This window comes from Priestia sp. LL-8, from assembly GCF_036227845.1.
Classification (GTDB): domain Bacteria; phylum Bacillota; class Bacilli; order Bacillales; family Bacillaceae_H; genus Priestia; species Priestia zanthoxyli.
The window spans coordinates 261348-284423 of the sequence record NZ_JAZAQH010000001.1 but is presented as its reverse complement, the minus strand read 5'-3'; the positions used below and the strand labels follow the sequence as shown (position 1 = coordinate 284423).

The 23076-nt window shown below is 39.2% G+C and carries 19 protein-coding genes; 3 read left to right on the top strand and 16 right to left on the bottom strand.

Annotated elements, in window-relative coordinates:
* Positions 1–39 precede the first annotated feature (39 nt).
* The 9 genes from U9R83_RS01550 to gatC form a co-directional block, all read right to left on the bottom strand.
* On the bottom strand, positions 40–270 hold the full coding sequence (locus U9R83_RS01550; protein WP_013055062.1) for a helix-turn-helix domain-containing protein: 231 nt from the start codon (positions 268–270) through the stop codon (positions 40–42).
* Between the two features lie 13 nt (positions 271–283).
* Positions 284–3022 carry a GTPase domain-containing protein gene (locus U9R83_RS01545; RefSeq protein WP_014461921.1) on the bottom strand — a complete coding sequence of 913 codons (2739 nt, stop codon included), beginning with the start codon at positions 3020–3022 and terminating at the stop codon, positions 284–286.
* 195 nt (positions 3023–3217) lie between these two features.
* Positions 3218–4033 carry a YitT family protein gene (locus U9R83_RS01540; RefSeq protein ID WP_013055060.1) on the bottom strand — a complete coding sequence of 272 codons (816 nt, stop codon included), beginning with the start codon at positions 4031–4033 and terminating at the stop codon, positions 3218–3220.
* A 40-nt stretch (positions 4034–4073) separates the two neighbouring features.
* On the bottom strand, positions 4074–4265 hold the full coding sequence (locus U9R83_RS01535) for a hypothetical protein (protein ID WP_014461922.1): 192 nt from the start codon (positions 4263–4265) through the stop codon (positions 4074–4076).
* Between the two features lie 46 nt (positions 4266–4311).
* Positions 4312–5685: a 23S rRNA (uracil(1939)-C(5))-methyltransferase RlmD gene (gene rlmD, locus U9R83_RS01530; RefSeq protein WP_014461923.1), complete on the bottom strand. Its 1374-nt coding sequence runs from the start codon at positions 5683–5685 to the stop codon at positions 4312–4314.
* A gap of 95 nt (positions 5686–5780) precedes the next feature.
* Positions 5781–6713, bottom strand: coding sequence for a diacylglycerol kinase (locus tag U9R83_RS01525; RefSeq protein ID WP_016762783.1), 933 nt, complete (start codon positions 6711–6713; stop codon positions 5781–5783).
* Positions 6714–6947: 234 nt separating this feature from the next.
* The gene (gatB, locus tag U9R83_RS01520) at positions 6948–8378 is read right to left on the bottom strand and encodes an Asp-tRNA(Asn)/Glu-tRNA(Gln) amidotransferase subunit GatB (RefSeq protein WP_013055057.1); all 1431 of its coding nucleotides are present in this window, start codon (positions 8376–8378) and stop codon (positions 6948–6950) included.
* A 14-nt stretch (positions 8379–8392) separates the two neighbouring features.
* Positions 8393–9850 carry an Asp-tRNA(Asn)/Glu-tRNA(Gln) amidotransferase subunit GatA gene (gene gatA / locus U9R83_RS01515; RefSeq protein WP_013055056.1) on the bottom strand — a complete coding sequence of 486 codons (1458 nt, stop codon included), beginning with the start codon at positions 9848–9850 and terminating at the stop codon, positions 8393–8395.
* A gap of 16 nt (positions 9851–9866) precedes the next feature.
* Entirely contained in the window at positions 9867–10157 is a 291-nt protein-coding gene (gatC, locus tag U9R83_RS01510) for an Asp-tRNA(Asn)/Glu-tRNA(Gln) amidotransferase subunit GatC (protein ID WP_013055055.1), read from the bottom strand.
* 365 nt (positions 10158–10522) lie between these two features.
* On the opposite strand from gatC, the gene U9R83_RS01505 reads away from it, so the two are divergent.
* A complete protein-coding gene (locus U9R83_RS01505) occupies positions 10523–11008 on the top strand; it encodes a DUF3920 family protein (RefSeq protein WP_328575055.1) in 486 nt (161 codons plus the stop codon).
* A gap of 54 nt (positions 11009–11062) precedes the next feature.
* On the opposite strand, the gene U9R83_RS01500 is transcribed toward U9R83_RS01505, so the two are convergent.
* Genes U9R83_RS01500 through U9R83_RS01485 form a run of 4 tightly spaced genes read right to left on the bottom strand, consistent with a single transcriptional unit; the run spans position 11063 to position 17273 of the window.
* Positions 11063–12256 (bottom strand): CamS family sex pheromone protein, encoded by a 1194-nt coding sequence (locus U9R83_RS01500; protein ID WP_014461929.1) that lies wholly within the window; start codon positions 12254–12256, stop codon positions 11063–11065.
* 13 nt (positions 12257–12269) lie between these two features.
* The gene (gene ligA, locus U9R83_RS01495; protein WP_014461930.1) at positions 12270–14276 is read right to left on the bottom strand and encodes an NAD-dependent DNA ligase LigA; all 2007 of its coding nucleotides are present in this window, start codon (positions 14274–14276) and stop codon (positions 12270–12272) included.
* Positions 14277–14296: 20 nt separating this feature from the next.
* The gene (gene pcrA / locus U9R83_RS01490; protein WP_042992602.1) at positions 14297–16522 is read right to left on the bottom strand and encodes a DNA helicase PcrA; all 2226 of its coding nucleotides are present in this window, start codon (positions 16520–16522) and stop codon (positions 14297–14299) included.
* Positions 16523–16574: 52 nt separating this feature from the next.
* Complete coding sequence (locus tag U9R83_RS01485) at positions 16575–17273, bottom strand: heptaprenylglyceryl phosphate synthase (protein WP_014461932.1); 699 nt, start codon at positions 17271–17273, stop codon at positions 16575–16577.
* A gap of 512 nt (positions 17274–17785) precedes the next feature.
* Between U9R83_RS01485 and U9R83_RS01480 the strand changes: the two genes are divergently transcribed.
* Positions 17786–19168 (top strand): glycine--tRNA ligase, encoded by a 1383-nt coding sequence (locus U9R83_RS01480; protein WP_013055049.1) that lies wholly within the window; start codon positions 17786–17788, stop codon positions 19166–19168.
* Between the two features lie 38 nt (positions 19169–19206).
* On the opposite strand, the gene U9R83_RS01475 is transcribed toward U9R83_RS01480, so the two are convergent.
* A complete protein-coding gene (locus U9R83_RS01475; RefSeq protein ID WP_013055048.1) occupies positions 19207–19512 on the bottom strand; it encodes a YerC/YecD family TrpR-related protein in 306 nt (101 codons plus the stop codon).
* A 147-nt stretch (positions 19513–19659) separates the two neighbouring features.
* Positions 19660–21408, bottom strand: a complete 1749-nt coding sequence (locus tag U9R83_RS01470) for an adenine deaminase C-terminal domain-containing protein (protein WP_243550154.1) — start codon at positions 21406–21408, stop codon at positions 19660–19662.
* A 102-nt stretch (positions 21409–21510) separates the two neighbouring features.
* Between U9R83_RS01470 and U9R83_RS01465 the strand changes: the two genes are divergently transcribed.
* Positions 21511–21768, top strand: a complete 258-nt coding sequence (locus U9R83_RS01465) for a YgaP family membrane protein (RefSeq protein ID WP_016762773.1) — start codon at positions 21511–21513, stop codon at positions 21766–21768.
* A gap of 30 nt (positions 21769–21798) precedes the next feature.
* Here the strand turns inward: U9R83_RS01465 and purD are convergent, their stop codons facing one another.
* On the bottom strand, positions 21799–23073 hold the full coding sequence (gene purD, locus U9R83_RS01460; protein WP_042992374.1) for a phosphoribosylamine--glycine ligase: 1275 nt from the start codon (positions 23071–23073) through the stop codon (positions 21799–21801).
* Positions 23074–23076: the final 3 nt, after the last annotated feature.

Genomic DNA, 23076 nt, shown 5'->3' with positions numbered 1-23076 from the left:
AAAGAAAAAGCAGAAAACATTTGTTTTCTGCTTCTGCCTTCAATCTTCATCTTTTACGTCCATATCTTCAGGGATTGGCTCATTTAGGTATTCTTCAATTTGTTTTTTGTACTTTTCCATTTGCTCTAAATGGGTGTTAAACTGCTCTTTATTTAATAAGTAGTTTTCACCATCAAATATAGCCCGTACTTTTCCTTCTTGAATCAATTTCTGTACATATTCTTCAGGAAAAGATAGATACTCTGCTGCTTCTTTTATCGTTAAATACATCCTGCTCCACCTTTTAGACGTTATAGTGTACTTCTTCTGTAGCTTTAACCATTAACTCATACTGACGCAAGCGAAGCTGGAATAATGTTAACGGATCATAGTAAGCTTCAGGATTGGCTTTCATATGACTTAACACGTCTTGATTTTCATTAATATGCGCCTGTGTTTCTTCAATCGTTTCTTTTAAAACCTCTTTTGGCTTTTCAAAGAACAGTTCAATATCAACTTCTAAATTTTTCTCAAATAAATTAAACTGCATAAAAAACTTTGCCAGCATAGATTCTGTGATATCTTGATAGTCTTGACTTTCAATGTACTTTTTATATTGATTATAAAGCAGCGTTTGGTTTTGAAGAATGGAAGAAAACAGCTTTCCTGCTCCTTTTAACAAGAGCTGCGTTGGATTAACGCGAAGTAAAATATTTTCTTCATCCAGCTGAACCCGATTAGCCATACGATTAACGTCGCGGCGCCAGTCGTCTAGCACTTTAAAATCGCAGGCTAACGTTAATTTTTGCTCATTGTACATCTTATTTAATGACTCTGCTACTTCTTCAATATCTACTTGACTCGCAATCAGCTCTTCATTTGATGTAGCAATCCAGTCCTTTAAAGAAATGCGGAACTTAGGTAGGACATCTTGCTGCAAGTGCTCTTCCACGCGCATATTCATTTGTTTATTCAGCTCAATATGAACCGTACTAAAATCACTGTCTTCCTTCACTAATTCTGAAGACTTTTTGAGTAAACGAGGAATTTTATTTTTTAACTTTTTGCTAATATCCTCTTTGATGCCGTGATAAGCTGAAACAATACTACTCGCTTTTTCTTGTTCTAAGTCATCCACTCGATGCAAGAAGCCATTTAATCGCACAAGCATATCTTCGTTCCATTTAATGCTTTCAATCAAATGATTTTCTGTTTGATTTCTCTTCTCCACTAAGCTCTTTAGCATGCTTTGAATGAAGAACAGCAGTCTGCGCGCACGCTCTTCTACTCCAACGTCGTTTGGATCGTAATAGAAATTAGCTTTAATAAACTGAGCCAAGTCTCCGTGATGCTGACTCGATACGTAGTGAGGCGTATAGGCTAATACATGCGCCTGAGGGAAATCAGCTCCAATGCTTGCCTCAAATTCTTTTGTAATTCGCTCAATTGTTGCTTGATTATAAAGACTGTCCATATTGTTGATGACAAAATGAACTGGCGTATTTGGCGCATGCTCTTTAATCTCCAGCAATAATTCTCTTTCTTCATCAAGCAGCGATTCTTTTGCATCAAGCACAAACAGTAAACCATCTGCTAAAGGAGCATATTTAAATGCATCCTGCTCACGCGCCTCTTGTTCTGTAAAACTTGGCGTAACAATGCATGAACAATTATGCTTATCAAGGAATGCAAAAGGTTTTTTCACTTCTACAAGCGCCTGATGAGGAGATTGCTCCGCTCCGTCAATCGTTTCCATCGGAATGATTTCTTGATCAGCGATTTGCTGGATAGATTCTTCCTCATCATGAATGAACACAAAGGTTGTTTCGTGATTTTGCGGTACCTTTTCTTCTGTAATTGATCCCACAAATGAGGACGTTGCAGCATTTGTTCCTGTAATTAATAAGTGTGTCGTATGAGCATCTAATAAAAAATCCACCCACCATTTAAAGGTGTGCCCCACTTCTAAACCATTTTCATTAGCCCATTTAATAATGCCATGGCAAAGCTTGTAGTGATATTCAAGACCATCAATGTCGTTACGCGCCTCAAAAATTAATCTGCCCGCATTTTCGATTGTAATGGTATCAATAGTTGACGGAAACTTTTCATTCCATGAAAGTACGGCCGCAGACGGAAATAACGCACGTGACTTATTGGTAATTTTAAGCCAGTTTGTTAATACGTTCGGAATGACTTCATGCAATTCCTTTACAGAATGATCACTTTCCATTAAGTCGGTATACGTCTCTTGATAAAGAGTTGAAATCTCTTGCCAATAATCATAGAGGCCCACTTCAATATTCAAGAAAATATCATTGATAGTTTTAATCCAAGCAAGATAAGGAGGCTGACTCTTATATTGTTTCCATAAAGCTGAGACAAGCTGTTTGAAATATACTTGGTCTACTTTATAAAATGAAATCATCACTTGATAAAAATAGTTAGGGATAAAGTTTGCTGTATATCCTTTATCTACGTAAGTCTTTAATACCGCAAACCAATTTAACGATTCCGTTCGAATACACTCATCTACCGCAAGCTCCACTGCGCTGTTAAAGTCTTCTTGCTCTTCATAAAATCTGCGTGCAATTGCCGTGACGTTTGGATAATCCGGCTGAGAAGCAACCAGCTCGTTAATGACTTCATAAGCTCGTTCAATATTGTTATGGTCCGTATAAAGCGAAAACAGCTTTAGCGCTATTTCAGCTTTTAATACTTTTGAATCCGTTTCGATGGATAAGTAAAGCTCTTCAGCGAGCGTAGACAACCCCAATTCATAATGCGCGTCGGCTGTATTTTTCTTCGCCCACAGCTTAAACTCGCCATTTACATTCTCCCACTTAAAAATCGCAGATTCAAAATCTTGGTTGTGGAAGTACACTTCTCCCTGAGCTAAGCGAATGAGCGATAAGTCGTACCACTCTTTTTGCTGCTCTTCGTAATAAGCTTGTCCAAGGACTTTTACAGGCGGCTGATTTTCATTTTCTTGCATAAACGTTTCGTAATATTTCTTTTTCGTTAACTGATATTCTACCGTCATATAGTCTCTCCTTTTTGATGTCAATATTTTATGTACTCTATCAAATTCCCTTTTTTATACTTTTCATACACGATATTTTCTTACTCATATTTTACGCAAAAAAAGCCTCAAGAACTACTCTTAAGGCTTTTTTTATAACTTTTATACTATAAAAATGGCTATTTATCATAAATCGGTGCTGAAATAACAAATAGATTAATAGGCATCCCGTCGAAACAGCCCCATTACTTCTACCGTTTCCGTAATATTTACGAAAGCTTCAGGATCAACCGATTGAATTAACTGCTTGAGGTTTGCAAGCTCATAGCGTGAAATCACCGTCATTAATATTTTACGGTCTTCTCTTGAATAAGCTCCTTCACCGTTCATTAACGTCACGCCGCGCACCAAATTCGTAAGAAGCTGCTGCTTCATTTCTTCGCCTTTTCTCGTAATAATGGTTAACGTGAGCTTAATGTGGCGAGTATGAATCGCATCCACTACTTTTCCTGTGACGAAAATCGAAAGCATCGTATATAAAGCCGCGTCCCAGTTCACAAAAAAACCTGAAACAAATACGACCACGGCATTCATCGCTGATAATATAGCGCCAAGCGGAAATTCTTTTTTATGCGTAAGAAGCATCGCAATGATATCAAACCCACCTGTCGAAGCCGACTGACGAAAAACAAATCCTACGCCAATTCCAGTTAAAACTCCTCCAAAAACAGCTGACAGAATAGGATCTGTACTAACAGCTCTCAAGGGAATCACGTATAAAGCAATTGATAAAGCCACAACGGACAGCAGGGTATGTAAAACAAACCGCTTTCCTAACTTCATAAAACCAATAATTAAAAGGGGTAAATTTAACAAAAAATTCATTGTTCCCGTGCTTGCAGGCGTTAAAATTCCTATAATCATAGCAATACCGCTAATGCCGCTGCTTAGCACTTTATGGGGGATTAAAAACCAATTGTATGCAAATCCAATTAACACAGAACCTGCTATAATAGCAATTGCTCTATACATGATGTCCCTTCACCTCTTACCACAAATATAATGTTTTCATTTATTGCTTCTTCATTATAATTCCTAAAATATTGAAAACCTTAAAAAAAGTATATTCAGAAATTTGCTGTGTTGGTGGGGTGGACAAATGGCAAAATAAAACGGACATAACGGCAATTAGTGCTTTTATATTGAGCTTTATCTGCTTTTTTGTATGAGCCACTCTAACTTTGTCTTTTTCTTGCTTATTCAAAATAAAAAGCTGCTTTCTTTACTAAGATAGCAGCTTTGATGAAGAGTTATTTTAATTTTAATACCGCTACATTCTCCACATGCGTCGTATGCGGAAACATATCAACAGGCTGAACTTCAACCGTCTCATATCCGCCTTTTTCTAAAATAGCTAGGTCACGCGCCAGAGTTGCTGGTCCGCATGAAACATAGACTACTTTTTTCGGTTTCATGTCAATGATGGTATTCAAAAGAGCTTCGTCGCATCCTTTTCGCGGTGGATCTACGACGATGACGTCTGCTTTGATGCCTTGTTTGTACCAGTTTGGAATGACGACTTCTGCTTCGCCTACTGCAAATTCAGCGTTGTGAATACCGTTTAGCTCAGCGTTGCGCTTTGCATCTTCAATCGCTTCAGGGACGATTTCAACGCCATATACTTTTTTCGCTTTTTGAGCGAGAAATAACGAGATTGTTCCGATTCCACAGTAGGCGTCAATGACCGTTTCTTCTCCTGTTAAATCTGCATACTCAAGCGCTTTGTCATACAGCACTTTCGTTTGCTCAGGGTTTACTTGGTAGAATGATTTTGCTGAAATGGCAAATTTAACATCGCCGATATAGTCGTAAATATATTCTTCTCCCCAAAGTACGCTCGTTTGGTTCCCTAAAATGACGTTAGTACGCTTGCTGTTTACGTTTTGAACAATTGATTTCACGTTCGGCACGGCTTCGATAATGTCTTCTATAATACGCTTTTTGTTTGGCAACTCAGCTGTACGAGTAACAATTACAACCATAATTTCACCCGTTACAAGTCCGTAGCGCGCCATGATATGACGAAGCGAGCCTTTATGCTTTTGTTCCTGGTAAGCAGAAACCCCATGCTTTTCACAGATTGATTTGACAGCTTGAACAACATCATCATTTGCCTGCTGCTGAATCAAACAGGCATCCATGTTAATGATGTCGTGGCTTCGCTGCTGGTAAAACCCAGCGACCAAACCGCCTTCTCGCTCTGCTACGGGAACTTGAGCTTTGTTTCGATAGCGCCAAGGATCGTTCATTCCTAGCGTCGAATGTACCGGAACGTCAGGTAAATGGCCAATTCGCGCCATGACGTCTTTTACTTGCTTTTGTTTAAATTGCAGCTGTCCTTCATAGCTTACATGCTGCAGCTGACAGCCTCCGCACTGCTTGTATACCGGACAGGGTGCTTCAACACGCTGCTCACTAATTGTATGGTGCTTGATAAGCTTGCCAAACGCATAGCCTTTTTTTACTTTAATGACTTTTACTTGGCCGCTTTCGCCGGGCAGCGCATTTTGAACGAAAATAGGAAATCCGTTCACTTTCGCTACACCCGCTCCGTCATGCGTTAAATCTTCAAACGCAACATCTATATATTCATTTTTTTCTACAGGTGGTTTTAATTTTTCCATTTATCGTTACATCCTTTTAGTCATTTGAAAATGCTGAACTGATTGTACCATAAGAGCCAAAGCCAAACAAAGAAAAGCATGAAAAAAGATCGCAATTAGGCGATCTCATTTTTTTCCATCAATTCAGCTGTTGCTTTTGGAACAAAGATTTCTACATGGCGATATAAGTTTACAAATTCCCCAGGCAATAATCCGCCGTACTCGCCATCTAGATTTAACTGCATTTTATCATTTGTATGAATTTTAACACGGTTCGCTTTTGTATAAATAATATGAGGATCATTGATGTGTTCCCCTCGCAGCGCAAGTGTCGCAATTCGAATAAATTCAGCTAAATTTGCTTTCTTTAAAATAATTAAATCAAACATGCCGTCATCTAAAGAGGAATCTGGTGCCAGCTTTTCAAAACCGCCGACTGAGTTCGTTAAGGAAACAAGGAAGAACATAATCTCGCCGCCAAAGAATTTTCCGTCATACTCAATTTCAACAGATGTTGGTTTAATAGAAGGAAGCATTTCCATGCCTTTTAAATAGTAAGCTAGCTGTCCAAGCATTGTTTTTAACTTGCTTGGCACTTCATATGTTAATTCAGTTAAACGGCCGCCTCCGGCGATATTTACAAAGTAATGCGTTTCTCCATCGTTTGTTACACAGCCCAAGTCAATTGGCTTTGTTACGCCTTCTACAATGACATCAATAGCGCCTTCAATCGTACGCGGCACATTAATGGCACGAGCAAAGTCATTGGTTGTTCCAACAGGAATAATACCTAGCTGCGGACGATAGTCTTGTCCAGCGATACCGTTTACGACTTCATTGATGGTACCGTCTCCACCAGCTGCGATTACAACGTCAAAGCGACGTTCTACTGCTACTTTAGCAGCTTCTGTTGCATCACCAGCACAAGTTGTAGCATGACAAGATGTTTCGTAGCCTGCTTGCTCTAGCTTTTGCAAAACTTCCGGTAAGTTTTTCTTAAAAATTTCACGGCCCGATGTCGGGTTATAAATAATTCTCGCTCTTTTCATATTCATCATCCTAATAATGATAATTTGTCACAAATCTTTGCCTACTTTTATCAGTGAAAGAATGCCCCCTCACATTACATCATCAACAAGAGGGGGCATGAACAAACATATTATAAAGAAATTAACCTTGATATACAATATTCACGTTTCGGTTTTTATTCATACCTTCAGCGCGATCGCCCTTACTCATAATAAATGTGAGATGGATACCCACCTCACATTTAGTTATCAAATTTAGCGTTTATTAATTTCTTCTAAAAGAATTTTATTAACCATCGGTGGGTTCGCTTGGCCTTTTGAAGCTTTCATAATTTGACCAACTAAGAAGCCAATTGCACGATCCTTACCGTTTTTGAAATCTTCAATAGATTGAGGGTTTGCATCTAATGCATCTGTTACGAATTTGCGTAAAGTTGCATCATCAGAAATTTGTACAAGACCTTTTTCTTTTACAATTTTCTTTGCATCTCCGCCATTTTCAATTAATTCTTTGAATACTTTTTTCGCAATTTTAGACGAAATTGTACCTTCTTGAATTAATTGAATCATACCAGCTAGGCCTTCAGGTGTTAAGGCTACATCTGAAAGTTCTTTTTGGTTTGAGTTTAAGTAAGCAGAAACTTCGCCCATTAACCAGTTAGAAGATAGCTTCGCATCTCCGCCCGCAGCAAGTGTTGCTTCAAAGAAATCAGACATTTCTTTTGTTAGCGTTAATACCATAGCATCATAAGCAGGTAAGCCAAGCTCTTCTACATAGCGCTTTTTACGAGCATCTGGAAGTTCAGGAATTGAAGCACGAACGCGTTCTTTCCACTCTTCGTCGATGTGTAATTCTAATAAGTCAGGCTCTGGGAAGTAGCGATAATCGTCAGATCCTTCTTTTACACGCATTAGAATTGTTTCGCCAGTAGACTCATCAAAACGGCGTGTTTCCTGCTCGATTAGGCCACCAGACAATAACACTTTTTCTTGACGAATTTCTTCGTGTTCAAGACCGCGGCGCACATAGTTAAATGAGTTTAAGTTCTTTAACTCAGCTTTTGTACCGAACTCTTCTTGTCCAACTGGACGTAAAGAAATATTGGCATCACAGCGAAGTGAACCTTCTTCCATTTTACAGTCAGATACGCCTGTATATTGAATAATTGATTTTAATTTTTCTAAATAAGCATATGCTTCTTCAGGAGAACGCATATCTGCTTCTGATACAATCTCAATTAGAGGTGTACCTTGGCGGTTGAAGTCTACTAGTGAATAACCATCGCCTGTATGCGTTAACTTACCAGCATCTTCTTCTAAATGAAGTCGGTTGATACGAATACGCTTCGTTTCACCTTTCACTTCTACTTCAATCCAACCGTTCTCGCCAATTGGTTTATCAAATTGAGAGATTTGATAAGCTTTTGGGTTATCCGGATAGAAATAGTTTTTGCGGTCAAACTTTGTATCTGTTGCGATTTCACAGTTTAGCGCAAGCGCTGCTTTCATTGCAAAATCAACTGCTTCTTTGTTTAACACAGGTAATACGCCAGGATAACCTAAGTCAATTACACTTGTGTTAGCATTTGGAGCCGCACCAAATGCGTTTGGACTTGCTGAGAAAATTTTAGATTTTGTCTTAAGCTCAACGTGTACTTCAAGACCAATAATCGTTTCAAAGTTCATCTTTATCTCACCCCTTACAGTGCTGGTTTCGCTTTATGATGCTCAGTTGCTTGTTCGAATGCATGAGCAACACGATAGATTGTGCTTTCGTCGAAATGCTTACCGATAATTTGTAACCCTAATGGCAATCCATTTGATAAGCCGCAAGGCACAGAAATACCAGGTACTCCAGCAAGGTTTACTGGGATTGTTAAAATATCGTTTGCATACATTGTTAATGGATCATCTGTTTTCTCACCAATTTTGAATGATGGAGTTGGTGTAGTTGGTCCAATGATAACGTCATAGTTTTCAAATACAGACTCAAAGTCTTGCTTAATTAACGTACGTACTTGCTGTGCTTTTTTGTAGTAAGCATCATAATAACCAGAGCTTAACGCAAATGTTCCAAGCATGATACGGCGTTTTACTTCGTTTCCAAAGCCTTCGCTTCGAGACTGCTTGTACATTTCGATTAAGTTCTCAGCATTATCTGTACGGTATCCGTAGCGAACTCCGTCAAAACGAGATAAGTTAGCAGACGCTTCAGAAGAAGATAATAGATAATACGTAGCTAATGCGTATTTAGAGTGTGGAAGCGATACTTCTTCCCAAGTTGCGCCTAGTCCTTCTAACACTTTTAGCGCATCTAAAACAGACTGGCGAGCTTCTTCGCCCACACCTTCGCCTAAGTATTCTTTTGGAACAGCAATTTTAAGGCCTTTTACGTCACCTGTTAAAGCAGATACATAATCCGGTACATCAACATTAGCAGAAGTAGAATCCATTGGGTCTACGCCTGAAATTGCTTGAAGTAAGTATGCATTATCTTCAACAGAATTTGTGATTGGTCCGATTTGATCTAAAGAAGATGCAAATGCCACTAATCCGTAACGAGATACGCGACCATACGTTGGTTTTAATCCGACAACACCGCAGTAAGCAGCTGGCTGACGAATTGAACCACCTGTATCAGAACCTAAAGAGAACGGAACTTCGCCTGCTGCTACAGCTGCAGCTGAACCACCGCTAGATCCACCCGGTACGTAATCTAAATTCCATGGGTTGCGCGTTAACTGAAGACCTGAGTTTTCAGTTGAAGAACCCATTGCGAATTCATCCATATTTAATTTACCGATTGTTACCGCTTCAGCTGCCTGCAATTTTTGAACAACTGTTGCATCATAAATCGGATCAAAGTTTGCTAAAATTTTACTAGAGCAAGTTGTACGTAAATCTTTTGTGACAATATTATCTTTTACACCGATCGGCATACCAAATAATAGGCCAAATTCATCTTTTGTTTGTAATGCTTCATCTAGCTCTTTTGCATAAGCACGAGCATTGTCTTCATTAAGCGCTAAGAACGCACCTACTTTATCATCTACTTCATTAATACGTTTGTATGATTCGTCTACTAAATCTTGTACACGTACTTCTTTCTTGTGTAAAAGGCTATGTAGTTCTGAAAGTTTACGATCGAATAAAGACATCGTAAAGCCTCCTTCCTTATTCTAAAATAGTTGGTACTCGAATGTAGCCATCCTTGTGGTCTGGCGCGTTTTTTACTACGTCTTCAATTGGTAAGCCTTTAGCTGGCTTATCTTCACGCATCACGTTTTTCATATCCAATACGTGAGAAGTTGGTTTTACATTTGTAGTATCTAACTCATCTAATTGTTCTGCATATGTAATAATAGCATCTAATTGTTTTGTAAATAGTTCTGCTTCGTCATCCGTCACCGCAAGTCTCGCTAAGTTTGCAACGTGTTTTACTTGATCAACAGAAATTCTTGACATGTTCCTTCACCTCCGAATATTCGTCCCACTACAATATACTGATAATACCAAACTTCACTAGCAACAGGCAACATTTCTGAGACTAGTTCCTAAAATATTAAAAACCCCGCCAGACAAGACAGGGCTTACATTTATCACTTCTATTTTATACCAAATCTATTTCATTCAAACAACATTCCATACTTTTCCTTCGTCATAAAATATTTCTCTCTTGCATAGGTATAAAATAACCTTCTTTTTAGAAAAGATAGATAGAAAGAGAAACATGCTTTAGAAGAACACACCACCATGTTTTAATTTCACTAGTCTTTGGGAAAGTAAAGAAAACGAATAACTACTTTACCGTAAAAGAGGTGCTATAAAAATTGAATAAAATACTTATACAGTCAGTCATCCACCAGCGCCCTGTGTATCAGCAAAGCGGAAGATGGTTTGTATTAGATGAAGAATTCAAGTGGGATTTGTCCACCTTGCAAAAAGATGTTTTTGCTTGTTTAAATAAAACCTTTCATATTCCTATCATTTTTTGTGATTCATGTGAAGCCAATAAAATTGTCTCCGCTCTTGGAGAAGAAGAAGCAGAATACCTGCAGTTTGCCTCAGGTGTTTACTGGCGAGAAGTCGGCATTATATTTATTTTTAAATTTGATGACTACCTTCCGCTTGTTGAAACCATCTTTCACGAGCTGCGTCACTATATTCAAGATCACATCCCTTATTATCAGAAAGAATTTGAGCTGGATAAAAAACGCCCGTATGAAGAGCGGACAACCGAACAAGATGCGTTTGCATTTGCTGCTTATTATCTTGCTAAGTTTACAAGACAAAATTCTCACGCCATTCCTTCATAAAAGGCAATTTCATAGAATTAGAAAAAGACACTGCTTTCGCAGTGTCTTTTTTGCTTACTCTTCGTAAATATGAACGAACGGCTTGTCTTCATCTGCTTTTCTAACAATGAGAGCTTCCGGTCCGCTTACTGAGTTAATAGAGATACTCGTTTCCATATATGAAGGGAAATGATCAAGCATTAAACCAGCAACGTACTGAGTAAATCCTACAATTTCACCTTTTCCATAAAATTGTACGGGAATATCAATCGTCATTTTTTGAAGCTGTCCATCTTTGTAATACCCTTTCCCTACTACGCTTGTAAAGTTTGGGAAATAGTCTTCGATTTGCGCTTTAAACTCATCAAATTTCATCGCATCATCTCGGTGATCTTTTGTTGCATCTGATGATGGGAATAAATAATATTGCTCGTCTAAATTATCCCAGCTGCCAACGGCCGTATCATTTGAACCTGCATTTCCGACAGCTATAAAGTTACCCGGTGTTAAAGAGGACTTAGCACTTTGTTTGAATAATGCTACTCGAACTGGCACATTTTCTAAGCCTTTGATGTTGCGCATACGCTTAACAATTTCATCTGCCATTTGCTTTCCTTGCGCTTCAATCTCTTTATTTGTAAGCTTCACTTCACGTGCATAACCATTTTCTTCTGTATAATAATGAACAGAATTCATCGCTAAGCCAATTGTGACGCCTCCAAGTTTTACCTTGTCGTCTCCGTCTTGGATAAGGTAATCTTGCTCAGTAATGTTCGCTAAGTACATTGGACTTGTTTCGTTGCGCGTTTTCAAATCGCCTTTTTCTGTATCAATTGGGTTTAACCCATTGTTTTTAAGCTTCTTTTTCGCCGTATCATCTTTTGTTTTGCTTTGAAGATCTTTAAACTGTTTATCACTCAGCTTACGGCTTAACCATGAGCGAATAGTATCTTTATCAAGGTACTGGCCTTCTTGATACACATATTTTTTCGGAGAATAGCTATCTGTCGATAAGCGCATTAAGCCTGTTTCAAATTCTTGCGCATCCAAGCGGTTATTTAAGTTTGCTGCTACTAAGCCTCTTGCCACTCCCGCTTTAAATGGAAGAATTGTTCGGTAATAATCATCTGAAATACTATACTTCGGAATAACTGCTTTTTCTTTCTTGTTGTTGGTTTGTTGAACAGTCTCTTTATCGTCCGAAAGGTTCGGTGCACACGCTGAAGTTACAAGCATGACCGCAAGAGAAAGTAACAATATCTTTTTCAACTACACACACCTCTTATTTATTTAATTCCGTAAGTAGCCTTGCCTCATCCCATACTTCAATTTCAAGCTCGTTAGCTTTTGTCAGTTTGGAACCAGCCTCTTCCCCTGCCACAACAAGGTCTGTCTTTTTACTTACGCTTCCTGTGACTTTACCGCCAAGTGCTTCAATTTGTGCTTTTGCCTCATTGCGAGATAGCTGTTCAAGCTTACCTGTTAATACAACGGTTTTACCAGCAAAAACAGAATCTACATTTTCTACACTTACAAGCTTGGGTCCTTTGTATGTAAGGTTTACTCCATACTCTTTTAATTCATGTATAAGTTCTTGAACCTCTTCTTGTGTAAAGTAAGCGACAATAGCATCAGCCATTTTGGCACCAATTTCATTAATTGCCACTAATTCATCATACGTTGCTTTTGTTAACTTGTCTATGGTTTCAAAGTGCTGAGCTAACGTCTTTGCAGCTTTTGCTCCGACATGGCGAATGCCCAAACCAAAAAGCAAACGCTCAAGCGAATTTTCTTTAGAGGCTTCGATGGCCGAAATCAAATTATCAGCAGATTTCTCACCCATGCGCTCAAGCTCGATTAACTGCTGTTTTGTCAGCGTATAAATATCCGCTACATCTTTAATTAACTGTTCGCGAAATAATTGTGATATAACTTTTTCACCAAGTCCATCAATGTTCATCGCATTGCGGGACACGAAATGAATAAGTCCTTCACGAATTTGAGCAGGACAGCTTGGGTTAATGCAGCGAAGCGCCACTTCTCCTTCTAAACGCACCAGTTCACTTTCACATTCCGGGCAGTGAGTAGGCATCGTAAACTCTTGCTCTTCTCCCGTTCGCTTCTCCTCAATTACATTCACTACCTCAGGAATAATATCTCCTGCTTTTTTCACCACGACATAATCTCCGATACGAATGTCTTTTTCACGAATTAAATCTTCATTGTGAAGAGACGCACGCTGTACCGTCGTACCTGCTACTTGAACCGGCTCCAAAATAGCTGTTGGCGTAATAACACCTGTCCGGCCTACCGTCAGCTCAATATTTACAAGCTTGGTTACAACTTCTTCAGCAGGAAACTTATAAGCAATAGCCCAGCGTGGACTTTTGGCCGTTGTTCCAAGCTCAGCCTGCTGATCAAATGAATCTACTTTTACAACAATGCCATCAATATCATAAGATAGTTCTGGACGTTGCGTTTGCCAGCTTTCGATGTAAGCAATCACATCATCAATGGTTTCACACGTCTGTCTTTCCTTATTTGTTTTAAAGCCAAGCTCATCGAGTAAATTCAAACTTTCACTGTGAGAGTCGATTTCTAATTCTCCTGTATCAGTCATGGCATAGACAAAGATATCTAAATTACGTTTTGCCGCAATTTTAGGATCTAGCTGACGCAGTGAGCCTGCAGCTGCGTTACGCGGGTTAGCAAACGGAACTTCATCTCTTTCCATTTTTGCTTCATTAAGTGCTTCGAATGATTTTCTCGGCATAAATGCTTCTCCGCGAACTTCCATTGATAACGGTTCTTTAATTCGCAGTGGAATAGAGCGGATTGTTTTTAAGTTTTCAGTAATATTTTCACCAGTCGTACCGTCTCCGCGCGTAGCCCCCAGCACTAAGTATCCATCTTCATAGCGAAGAGATACAGCAAGCCCGTCAATTTTAAGTTCGCATACATAAGAAAACTCATCTCCGACAGTTTGGCGCACTCGGCGGTCAAAATCCCGAAGGTCTTCTTCATTAAATGCATTTCCTAAACTCAGCATAGACGTTTGATGCTGAACCTTCTCAAACGCATCGAGCACTTGGCCGCCGATGCGCTGAGTAGGTGAGTCAGCTGTTTTTAATTCTGGAAATGATTCTTCTATCTCAATTAACTCATTCATTAATTTATCGTATTCTGCATCTGGAACAGATGGCTGATCTAACACATAATATTCATATCCATATTGATTTAATAAGTCGCGTAATTCTTGAACGCGTGATTTTGCTGTCTCAAACTCCATATTCTAGCTCCTTTTCACGATTACACTTTCGTAACCGGGGCAAATTTAGCAAGCAGTCTTTTTACACCTGTAGGACTAGGAAAAGCAATGTCTAATTCTTTTGAGTCTCCTTCTCCTTTTACACTTACAACTGTACCAATTCCCCATTTTTTGTGTTCGGCCTTATCTCCAACGCTCCATCCAATTGACTCACTGCCCGTTGATACAAGCTTCGTTTTTGCCACGGCCGCTTGTCGGCGTGCTGCAAACGGCGAAGCTGAAGACCCTGAACGACCAGCAGCAGGCTTGCGCATCGTTTCATTTAAAGATTCCACAAGCTCGCTTGGGATTTCTCCAATGAAGCGCGATTTTGGATTGACGTTTGTTTTACCAAATAGTGTACGCATTTGAGCATTTAATAAATACAATTCTTGTTCAGCACGTGTAATCCCTACGTAGGCTAAGCGTCGTTCTTCTTCCATTTCATTATCTTCGAATAATGATCGGCTATGAGGGAATACGCCTTCTTCCATACCCATTAGGAAAACAACCGGGAACTCTAGACCTTTTGCTGAGTGAAGCGTCATCAGAATCACTTGTTCGTTCTCTTCTTCTTCCTCATCATCAAGCTTATCGATATCAGCAACAAGTGCTAAATCGGTTAAAAATGCTACTAAGCTTTTATCTTCGCTTGCTTCTTCAAACGTTTTTGTAACAGATAAAAACTCATCAATATTCTCTAAGCGACTTTGTGCTTCAATTGTTTTTTCTACTTTAAGCGCTTCACGGTATCCTGTTCTTTCTAATACTTGTTCCACAAGCTCTGTTACAGACATATAGTCTTGCATTTGAGCTAAGTTTGAAATCATTGATTGGAAATCACGCAGTGCCTTTGTTGCTTTGCCCGTTAACCCCATCAATTCTACTTCATCAAGCGCTTTGAAAATAGAAATGTCATGAACGTTTCCGTAATTGGCTACTTTATCGACTGAAGTAGCTCCAACTCCGCGCTTTGGAACGTTCACAATACGAGCTAAGCTAATGTCATCATCTTGGTTGGCAATTAAGCGCAAGTACGCAAGCAAATCTTTAATCTCTTTGCGGTCGTAGAACTTAATGCCGCCGACAATTGTATAATTAATATTGGATTTTAGCAGTACTTCCTCCATTACACGGGACTGTGCATTTGTACGATACAAAATGGCAAAATCGCTATATTTACGTTTGCCGCTGTCTACTGCTTCTTTAATTTTACGTGCTACAAACTGTGCCTCATCGTGCTCACTCATTGCTTGATAATGATAAATCTTCTGGCCTTCATCGTTTTCCGTCCATAAGTTTTTCACTTTACGGTTCATGTTATTTGCGATGACGCCGTTTGCCGCAGCTAAAATCGTTTTTGTTGAACGATAATTTTGTTCAAGCAAAATGGTTTTAGCTTTTGGGTAATCTTTTTCAAATGACAAGATATTTGTAATATCAGCCCCGCGCCAGCGGTAAATAGACTGATCTGAATCCCCTACTACGCATACATTTTCAAATCGTGCAGCTAGCAAGCGAACCAGCATATATTGTGCATGGTTTGTATCTTGATACTCGTCCACATGAATATATTGAAACTTGCGCTGATAGTACGTTAACACTTCAGGAACTCGTTTAAATAACTGAATCGTTGTCATAATCAAATCATCAAAATCGAGCGCTTGGTTTTTCTTTAAACGCTTTTCATACTCTTTGTAGACTTTACTTACAACTTCTTCATATGGTCCCGCTGCTGTTTTATCAAATTCTTCTGCTACTTTCAGTTCATTTTTAGCTGAACTAATGCTTCCTAATAGCGAGCGCGGATCGAATTTTTTTGGGTCGATGTTTTGATCTTTTAAAATGTTTTTAATAACGGACAGCTGATCCGTTGAATCTAAAATTGTAAAGTTACGATTAAAGCCAATACGATCAATATCTCTTCGTAAAATACGCACGCACATCGAGTGGAACGTTGAAATCCAGATATCTTCTGCCACTCCGCCAACGATACTTGCCACACGCTCTCTCATTTCACGAGCTGCTTTGTTTGTGAAGGTAATAGCTAAAATATTCCAAGGTGCAACTTCTTTTTCTGCCATTAAAAACGCAATTCGGTGCGTTAATACACGTGTTTTTCCACTTCCTGCACCGGCCATAAGTAATAACGGTCCGTCTGTTGTTTTAACTGCCTCTTGCTGCTGAGGGTTTAATCCTGTTAATAATTTTTCACTTAAAAAATTCACGTTTTCACCGCCTATATCGAACATATATTCTCTATTCTACTTTATTTATTTTTCACTGTGCAATATTCTTTTTTACCGCTTTTACAGTTTTTAACGCTTCAGATAAATCCGTATAGATAACATTTCCTACAATAACCGTGTCCGCTAGCTCTCCCATCTCGCTCGCTTGCTCTTTTGTTACAATACCCCCGCCGTAAAACAACTTCGTCTCATTTAGAGAATTTTTCACTTCTGCCACTAATGCAGGGTCTCCATATGTTCCGCTGTATTCTAGATAGAAAACGGGCAAATGAAACATGCGTTCAGCCATGCGAGCATACGCTACAACGTCTTCTGCATCCAAATCAGTTTTCGCTTCCGTTAGGCCAGCCACTTTTGCTTCGGGGTTAAGAACGCAGTATCCTTCTACAAAAATTTCATCCCAATCCATAATCTCTCCGTATTCCTTCATCGCCGCATGATGTAAGTCAACAATCCACTTTGGATCCTTGCTGTTTAAAACGGTCGGAATGAAATAAGAATCAAACCCAGGCGTTACAGAGTCAATGGTTGATACTTCTAGCGCACACGGCACCGTGTAGCGGCGAATACGCATTAACAACTGCAGTACATTGTCTAGAGTCACTCCGTCAGATCCTCCGACAAGAACCGCATCCGTGCCGGATTCGCAAATTTTCTCTAAATCTGCATCTGAAATCTCTTTATTAGGATCTAATTTAAAGACATGTCTCCACTCTTTAATATCATACATATAGGTTCCTCCATTTCTTTACACTTAAAAGTTCGCGCTCGTCCATTTGTTCATTATAACAAAACTAGGAGGGTGAAATGAAAGGAAAACCGAACTTTTCATCACGTTTTTTGTTTTCAAAAAATATGGATAAAAGATACGGTTTTATCCTCAAATTCCGAAAGAAAACATCACAAAAAAAGCCCATTTTGCACAAGGTTATTGTTTCTCTGCATAGGATATGCTAATATATAGCTACTAAAATTCATATGATATACGCTGAAGGATCAATAGTACTTAAATCCTCTTCACAAAGCGAACTAGGGACGGTGAGAGCCTAGAGAATGGTTTAAGGAAAAGGCAATCTGGAGTATATACAGACGAAGGTGGATACATTTTGTATCAACCAGGGTGGAACCGCGGGAAAAACTCTCGTCCCTGGGCATATTGTTGATATGCCCAAGGACGAGAGTTTTTTTGTACCCGCTCTTTTTGTTTCGCTTGAATTACTACCATTTACAGGAGGAATTAGAATGTCAAAAACAATGGATCAAATCGTATCTCACGCCAAACACCGTGGCTTTGTATTTCAAGGTTCTGAAATTTACGGCGGTCTTGCAAATACATGGGATTACGGCCCGCTTGGCGTAGAATTAAAGAACAATATTAAAAAAGCATGGTGGAAAAAATTCATTCAAGAATCTCCATACAACGTTGGTTTAGACGCTGCGATTTTAATGAATCCAAAAACATGGGAAGCTTCTGGTCACTTAGGAAACTTTAATGACCCAATGATCGACTGTAAGGATTGTAAAGCTCGTCACCGTGCCGATAAATTAATTGAAGAAAAGCTTCAAGAAAAAGGCATTGAAATGATCGTAGACGGCCTTTCATTTGATGCAATGGCTGACTTAATTAAAGAACACGAAATTACATGCCCTGAGTGTGGTTCAGCTAACTTCACTGAAATTCGCCAATTTAACTTAATGTTCAAAACGCACCAAGGTGTAACTGAAACATCAACAAATGAAATTTATCTTCGTCCTGAAACGGCTCAAGGTATTTTCGTAAACTTTAAAAACGTTCAGCGCTCAATGCGTAAAAAGCTTCCATTCGGTATTGGCCAAGTGGGTAAAAGCTTCCGTAACGAAATTACACCTGGTAACTTCACATTCCGTACGCGTGAATTTGAACAAATGGAACTTGAATTCTTCTGTAAACCAGGCACTGAATTAGAGTGGTTTAACTACTGGAAAGAAACATGTAACAAATGGCTTCTTTCTCTTGGTATGAAAGAAGAAAACGTTCGTCTTCGCGACCATGATGATGATGAACTTTCTCACTACAGTAATGCAACAACAGACTTTGAATACAAGTTCCCATTCGGCTGGGGCGAACTATGGGGCGTAGCTTCTCGTACTGACTACGACTTAAAACAGCACATGGAACACTCTGGAGAAGACTTCCAATATGTTGATCAAGAAACAAACGAACGCTATGTACCTTACTGCATCGAGCCTTCTTTAGGGGCTGACCGTGTAACATTAGCTTATATGATTGATGCATATGAAGAAGAAACGTTAGAAGATGGCTCTTCTCGTACAGTTATGCAGCTTCACCCTGCTTTAGCACCATTTAAAGCTGCTGTATTACCACTTTCTAAAAAGCTTTCTAACGAAGCTCGCGCTGTTTTTGAAGATTTAGCAAAATACTTTATGATTGACTATGATGATGCTGGTTCAATCGGTAAACGTTACCGTCGCCATGATGAAATCGGTACGCCGTTCTGTATTACATTCGACTTCGATTCATTAGAAGACAATCAAGTAACAATCCGTAACCGCGACACAATGGAACAAAAACGTGTAGCAATTAGCGACCTTAAAAATATCATTGAAGAAGCAACTCAATTTTAATTAAAAAAATAAGCGTATGGCTGCTTCAGCCATACGCTTTACTTTTGATTTGAATCTTCTTGAAGGCGTTCTAACACCATTTGATACGCATCGCTTCCATAATTCAAGCAGCGTTTAACACGGGAAATCGTCGCTGTGCTTGCTCCAGTTTCCGTCTCAATTTTATGGTACGTGTTGCCTTCTCTTAGCATTCTTGCTACTTCTAAGCGCTGTGCTAATGATTGAATTTCATTAACTGTACATAGGTCATCAAAAAATTGATAGCATTCTTCAATGTTTTCTAATGATAAAATCGCTTGAAATAGCTGATCTAATTCTTTTCCTCGTAGTTTGTTGATTTGCATCGTATCGAACTCCTTTATCATTGGCTTTCTTTACTGGTTGTTTCTATCTATAAAATACAGTTTCTATATTTATTTGCACATACATTCATTCTGTATGAAGACAGCCAATTTCATACAAATTTCAAATTCCTTTGATACTTTTATATTTTAACGCATTATAGACGGAAAAAGTACTTTTTTATTCATAACGTCATAAATTCCTACTGGCGTGATACGAATATAAGGCAAATGTGTAGATGAAAAGAACAGCAGTGAATAGACAGGATCATCGTGTTTGTATCCTCGGTCACCCAGCACTTTCTTGAGTTCCACCTCTCGTTTACTTAACTCTTCCATCGGCAGATTCGACATGACTCCTTTTAACGGAAGATCCAATTCATATACTACCTTCTCTCCTTCTGTAATGACAATACCGCCGCCAATTTCTTTCATACGTTTAAATGCACACATCATATCTTTTTTCGATTTTCCAATTAAAATAAAATCACCTGTATTTGAAAATGAACTCGCCAATCCAGATACATTTGTCGCAAATCCTTTTAACAGCGTATTGATGCGCCACTTGCCTTCTCGGTCCACCAGCACTAAAAAGCTTTCATCATGATCAGAGGCTAATACATCTCCGCTCACATTTAAGTGAATGGAATACGGCTCCATAATAACAGCATTTTTCATTTTTACGCCTACTGGCATTGAAAATTGAAAATCGTCCATCGTTAAATCAAAGTCTAACTTTAACGGTGAAAAACCAAACTTTTCCCAAGGAAATTCTACCGAGGCTAATGCTTGCTCTTTGCCTTCTTTTTTCATCCACTTTCCTTTTGCTAGCACAGATACCGGAGTAGGCCGCATAGGATCTTCTAAAATATTAATATTAGCCACACAGCCTGTTGCTACATGGCCATGCAAATGTTCCATGTTATAATAGCGAGCAATATTTACAGACACCATATTATAAGCATCTAACACGGGAACTCCTTCTGAAATAGCTAATGTAATTAACATGTCTGACACGCCGTTTTGGTAAAAAGAAGGCGGAGAGCCGTCTGTATTCATCGTAATGTGGTCAAAATAATCTACTCCCAGCTCTTTTAACTCCTGCAGCAACTTTGGTAAATCCGGACGAATCGAGGAGTGGCGCAAAGCGACGTCATAGCCTTGCGTTAACCGAGCAACAACATCTTCCCCTGTCATAGACTCATGATCGCTGTCTGCCCCGAGCAATTTCATTTTTGCCAAGGTAAATGCTGATGCCCCCGGGAAATGTCCTTCAATGTGCTTCCTCATTCGTTTTGTCTCTTGAACCCAGTGAAGCATTAAATCATCTCCGTCTAAAAGCTTCGGCCAACTTGTCAGTTCGCCTCCTTGTAAGACAGCTTCATTTTGTAGCCAAGAAGTAATGTTTGTATGTGAGAAGATATCAGACTCTTCATCAATTTCCGTCTGCGAATCAAATCTGCACCACCAATACAGCGATTGTGGTAACGTTTTCATTTCTTCAATCAATGAAAATGCCGTTTTTTGTTCAAGCTGTAAAGCGAGAATTAAATTATCATTAAATAAAGTCGTTGTTCCGTGCTTGGCTGCATATTGGGAAAAAGTCTGGGGATTATATAACTGAAACGGGTGAACATGCGGCTCAATATACCCAGGAACCACATATTTATCACTGCAGTCTATAATCTCTGTAGAAGCGTCTGTGTGCTTAGGCATCTCTGAGCCAACGTATACAATACGATCTTGGTAAACCCAAATATGTGCTTTTTTCCACTGCTTCATTCGAGCGTTCAAATATGTTGCATCTTTTAAGACAATAGTTGGTGCTTTTTGACCGTTTAATACTAAGAGCTGCTGTCTAATATGTTTGCTTTTCCAGCGGTATCTTTGTTCCGGCATGCTAAATTCCCCCTAATTTACTATGTATTTTTATCGTAACACATCCGTGATGTAAACGCATTCAGAAACTGTTATTAATTTTATGAATAAAGGTGATAAAACATGAAACCAAATATCGGCATTGTTAACGCATTAATTCGACTTACATTGGGCTTTACCCTTCTTTCTTGGACAACATCTCGTTTATCTCGCAGACCGTACAAAGATTCATACATCTTCTTGGGGTTAATGGGAGCTTTAAAAGTTGCAGAAGGCATCACGCGTTTTTGCCCCCTTACGTACGCATATGATTCATGTCAAAAACATGATGAGCATGAACACCATCCAAATGGAAACGAAGAAACGTATAATCCTTCATAAGGTAAAAAGGAGAGCCGGAGCTCTCCTTTGTTATTTTAAAGCTGCTTTTGTTAATGCACGATGGCCGATGTCTTTGCGATAGAAAAAGCCTTTTTCTACATCGATATGAGCCATTTGTTTGTATACTTCTTGCTGCGCTTCTTGAAGGGTTGCTCCTTTGGCACCTACTAATAGAACACGGCCGCCGTTTGAAACGTATGTGTCGTTTTCTAAAGCTGTACCAGCGTGGAAAACAAGCGCGTCTTCACTAATCGCATCCAATCCGTTAATTGGCGCACCCTTTTGATAAGCTTCTGGGTAGCCTGCTGCTGCTAATACAATTCCAATAGCTGCTTCGTTATCCCATTCAATTTCTACTTTTTCTTCTTTCAAAATGCGAAGAAGCACATCGACTAAATCGCTTTTCATACGCGGCAGTACAACCTGTGTTTCAGGATCTCCAAAACGCGCATTAAATTCAATAACTTTTGGTCCTTTTTGTGTTTGAATCAGACCAGCATATAGAATTCCTGTATACTCACAGCCTTCTTCAGCTAATCCTTTAGCCATTGGAAGTAAGATGTTTTCTACAGCCTCTTGTACTTCTGCATCACTGATTTGCGGAACAGGAGAGTAAGCTCCCATGCCTCCTGTGTTCGGACCTTGATCGCCGTCAAAAGCACGCTTATGATCTTGTGCAATTACCATTGGATATACATTTGTACCGCGTACAAATGCCATTAATGAAAATTCTTCACCATCCAAAAATTCTTCTACAACTACTTTTGCACTTGCTTCTTTAAATTTTTGGTCAACTAGAAAATCACGTAATGTATCTACAGCTTCTTCCACTGTTAAAGCAACAGTTACACCTTTTCCAGCTGCTAAGCCGTCTGCTTTGATAACAATTGGAGCGCCTTGCTTTTCCACATATGCTTTTGCTTCCTCGTAAGACGTAAATGTTTCATACGCTGCGGTTGGAATATCATACTTTTTCATGAGCTCTTTTGCAAAGCTTTTGCTTCCTTCAATCATCGCTGCTTGTTTGCGCGGCCCAAAGACCGGAAGACCTTCTTGTTCAAATCGATCAACAATGCCTTCAATTAGCGGATTTTCTGGTCCAACAATTGTTAACCCAATCTTGTTTTCTTTTGCAAACTGCACAAGCTCTTCTTGGCTGCTTTCATCGATTGGTACAATCGTTGCCACGTCTCTCATACCTGGATTCCCTGGTGCTACAAATACTTCGTTAACAAGTGGACTTTTTGAAGCTTTCCATGCAATTGTATGCTCTCTTCCGCCTTTTCCAATAACTAAAACATTCACGTT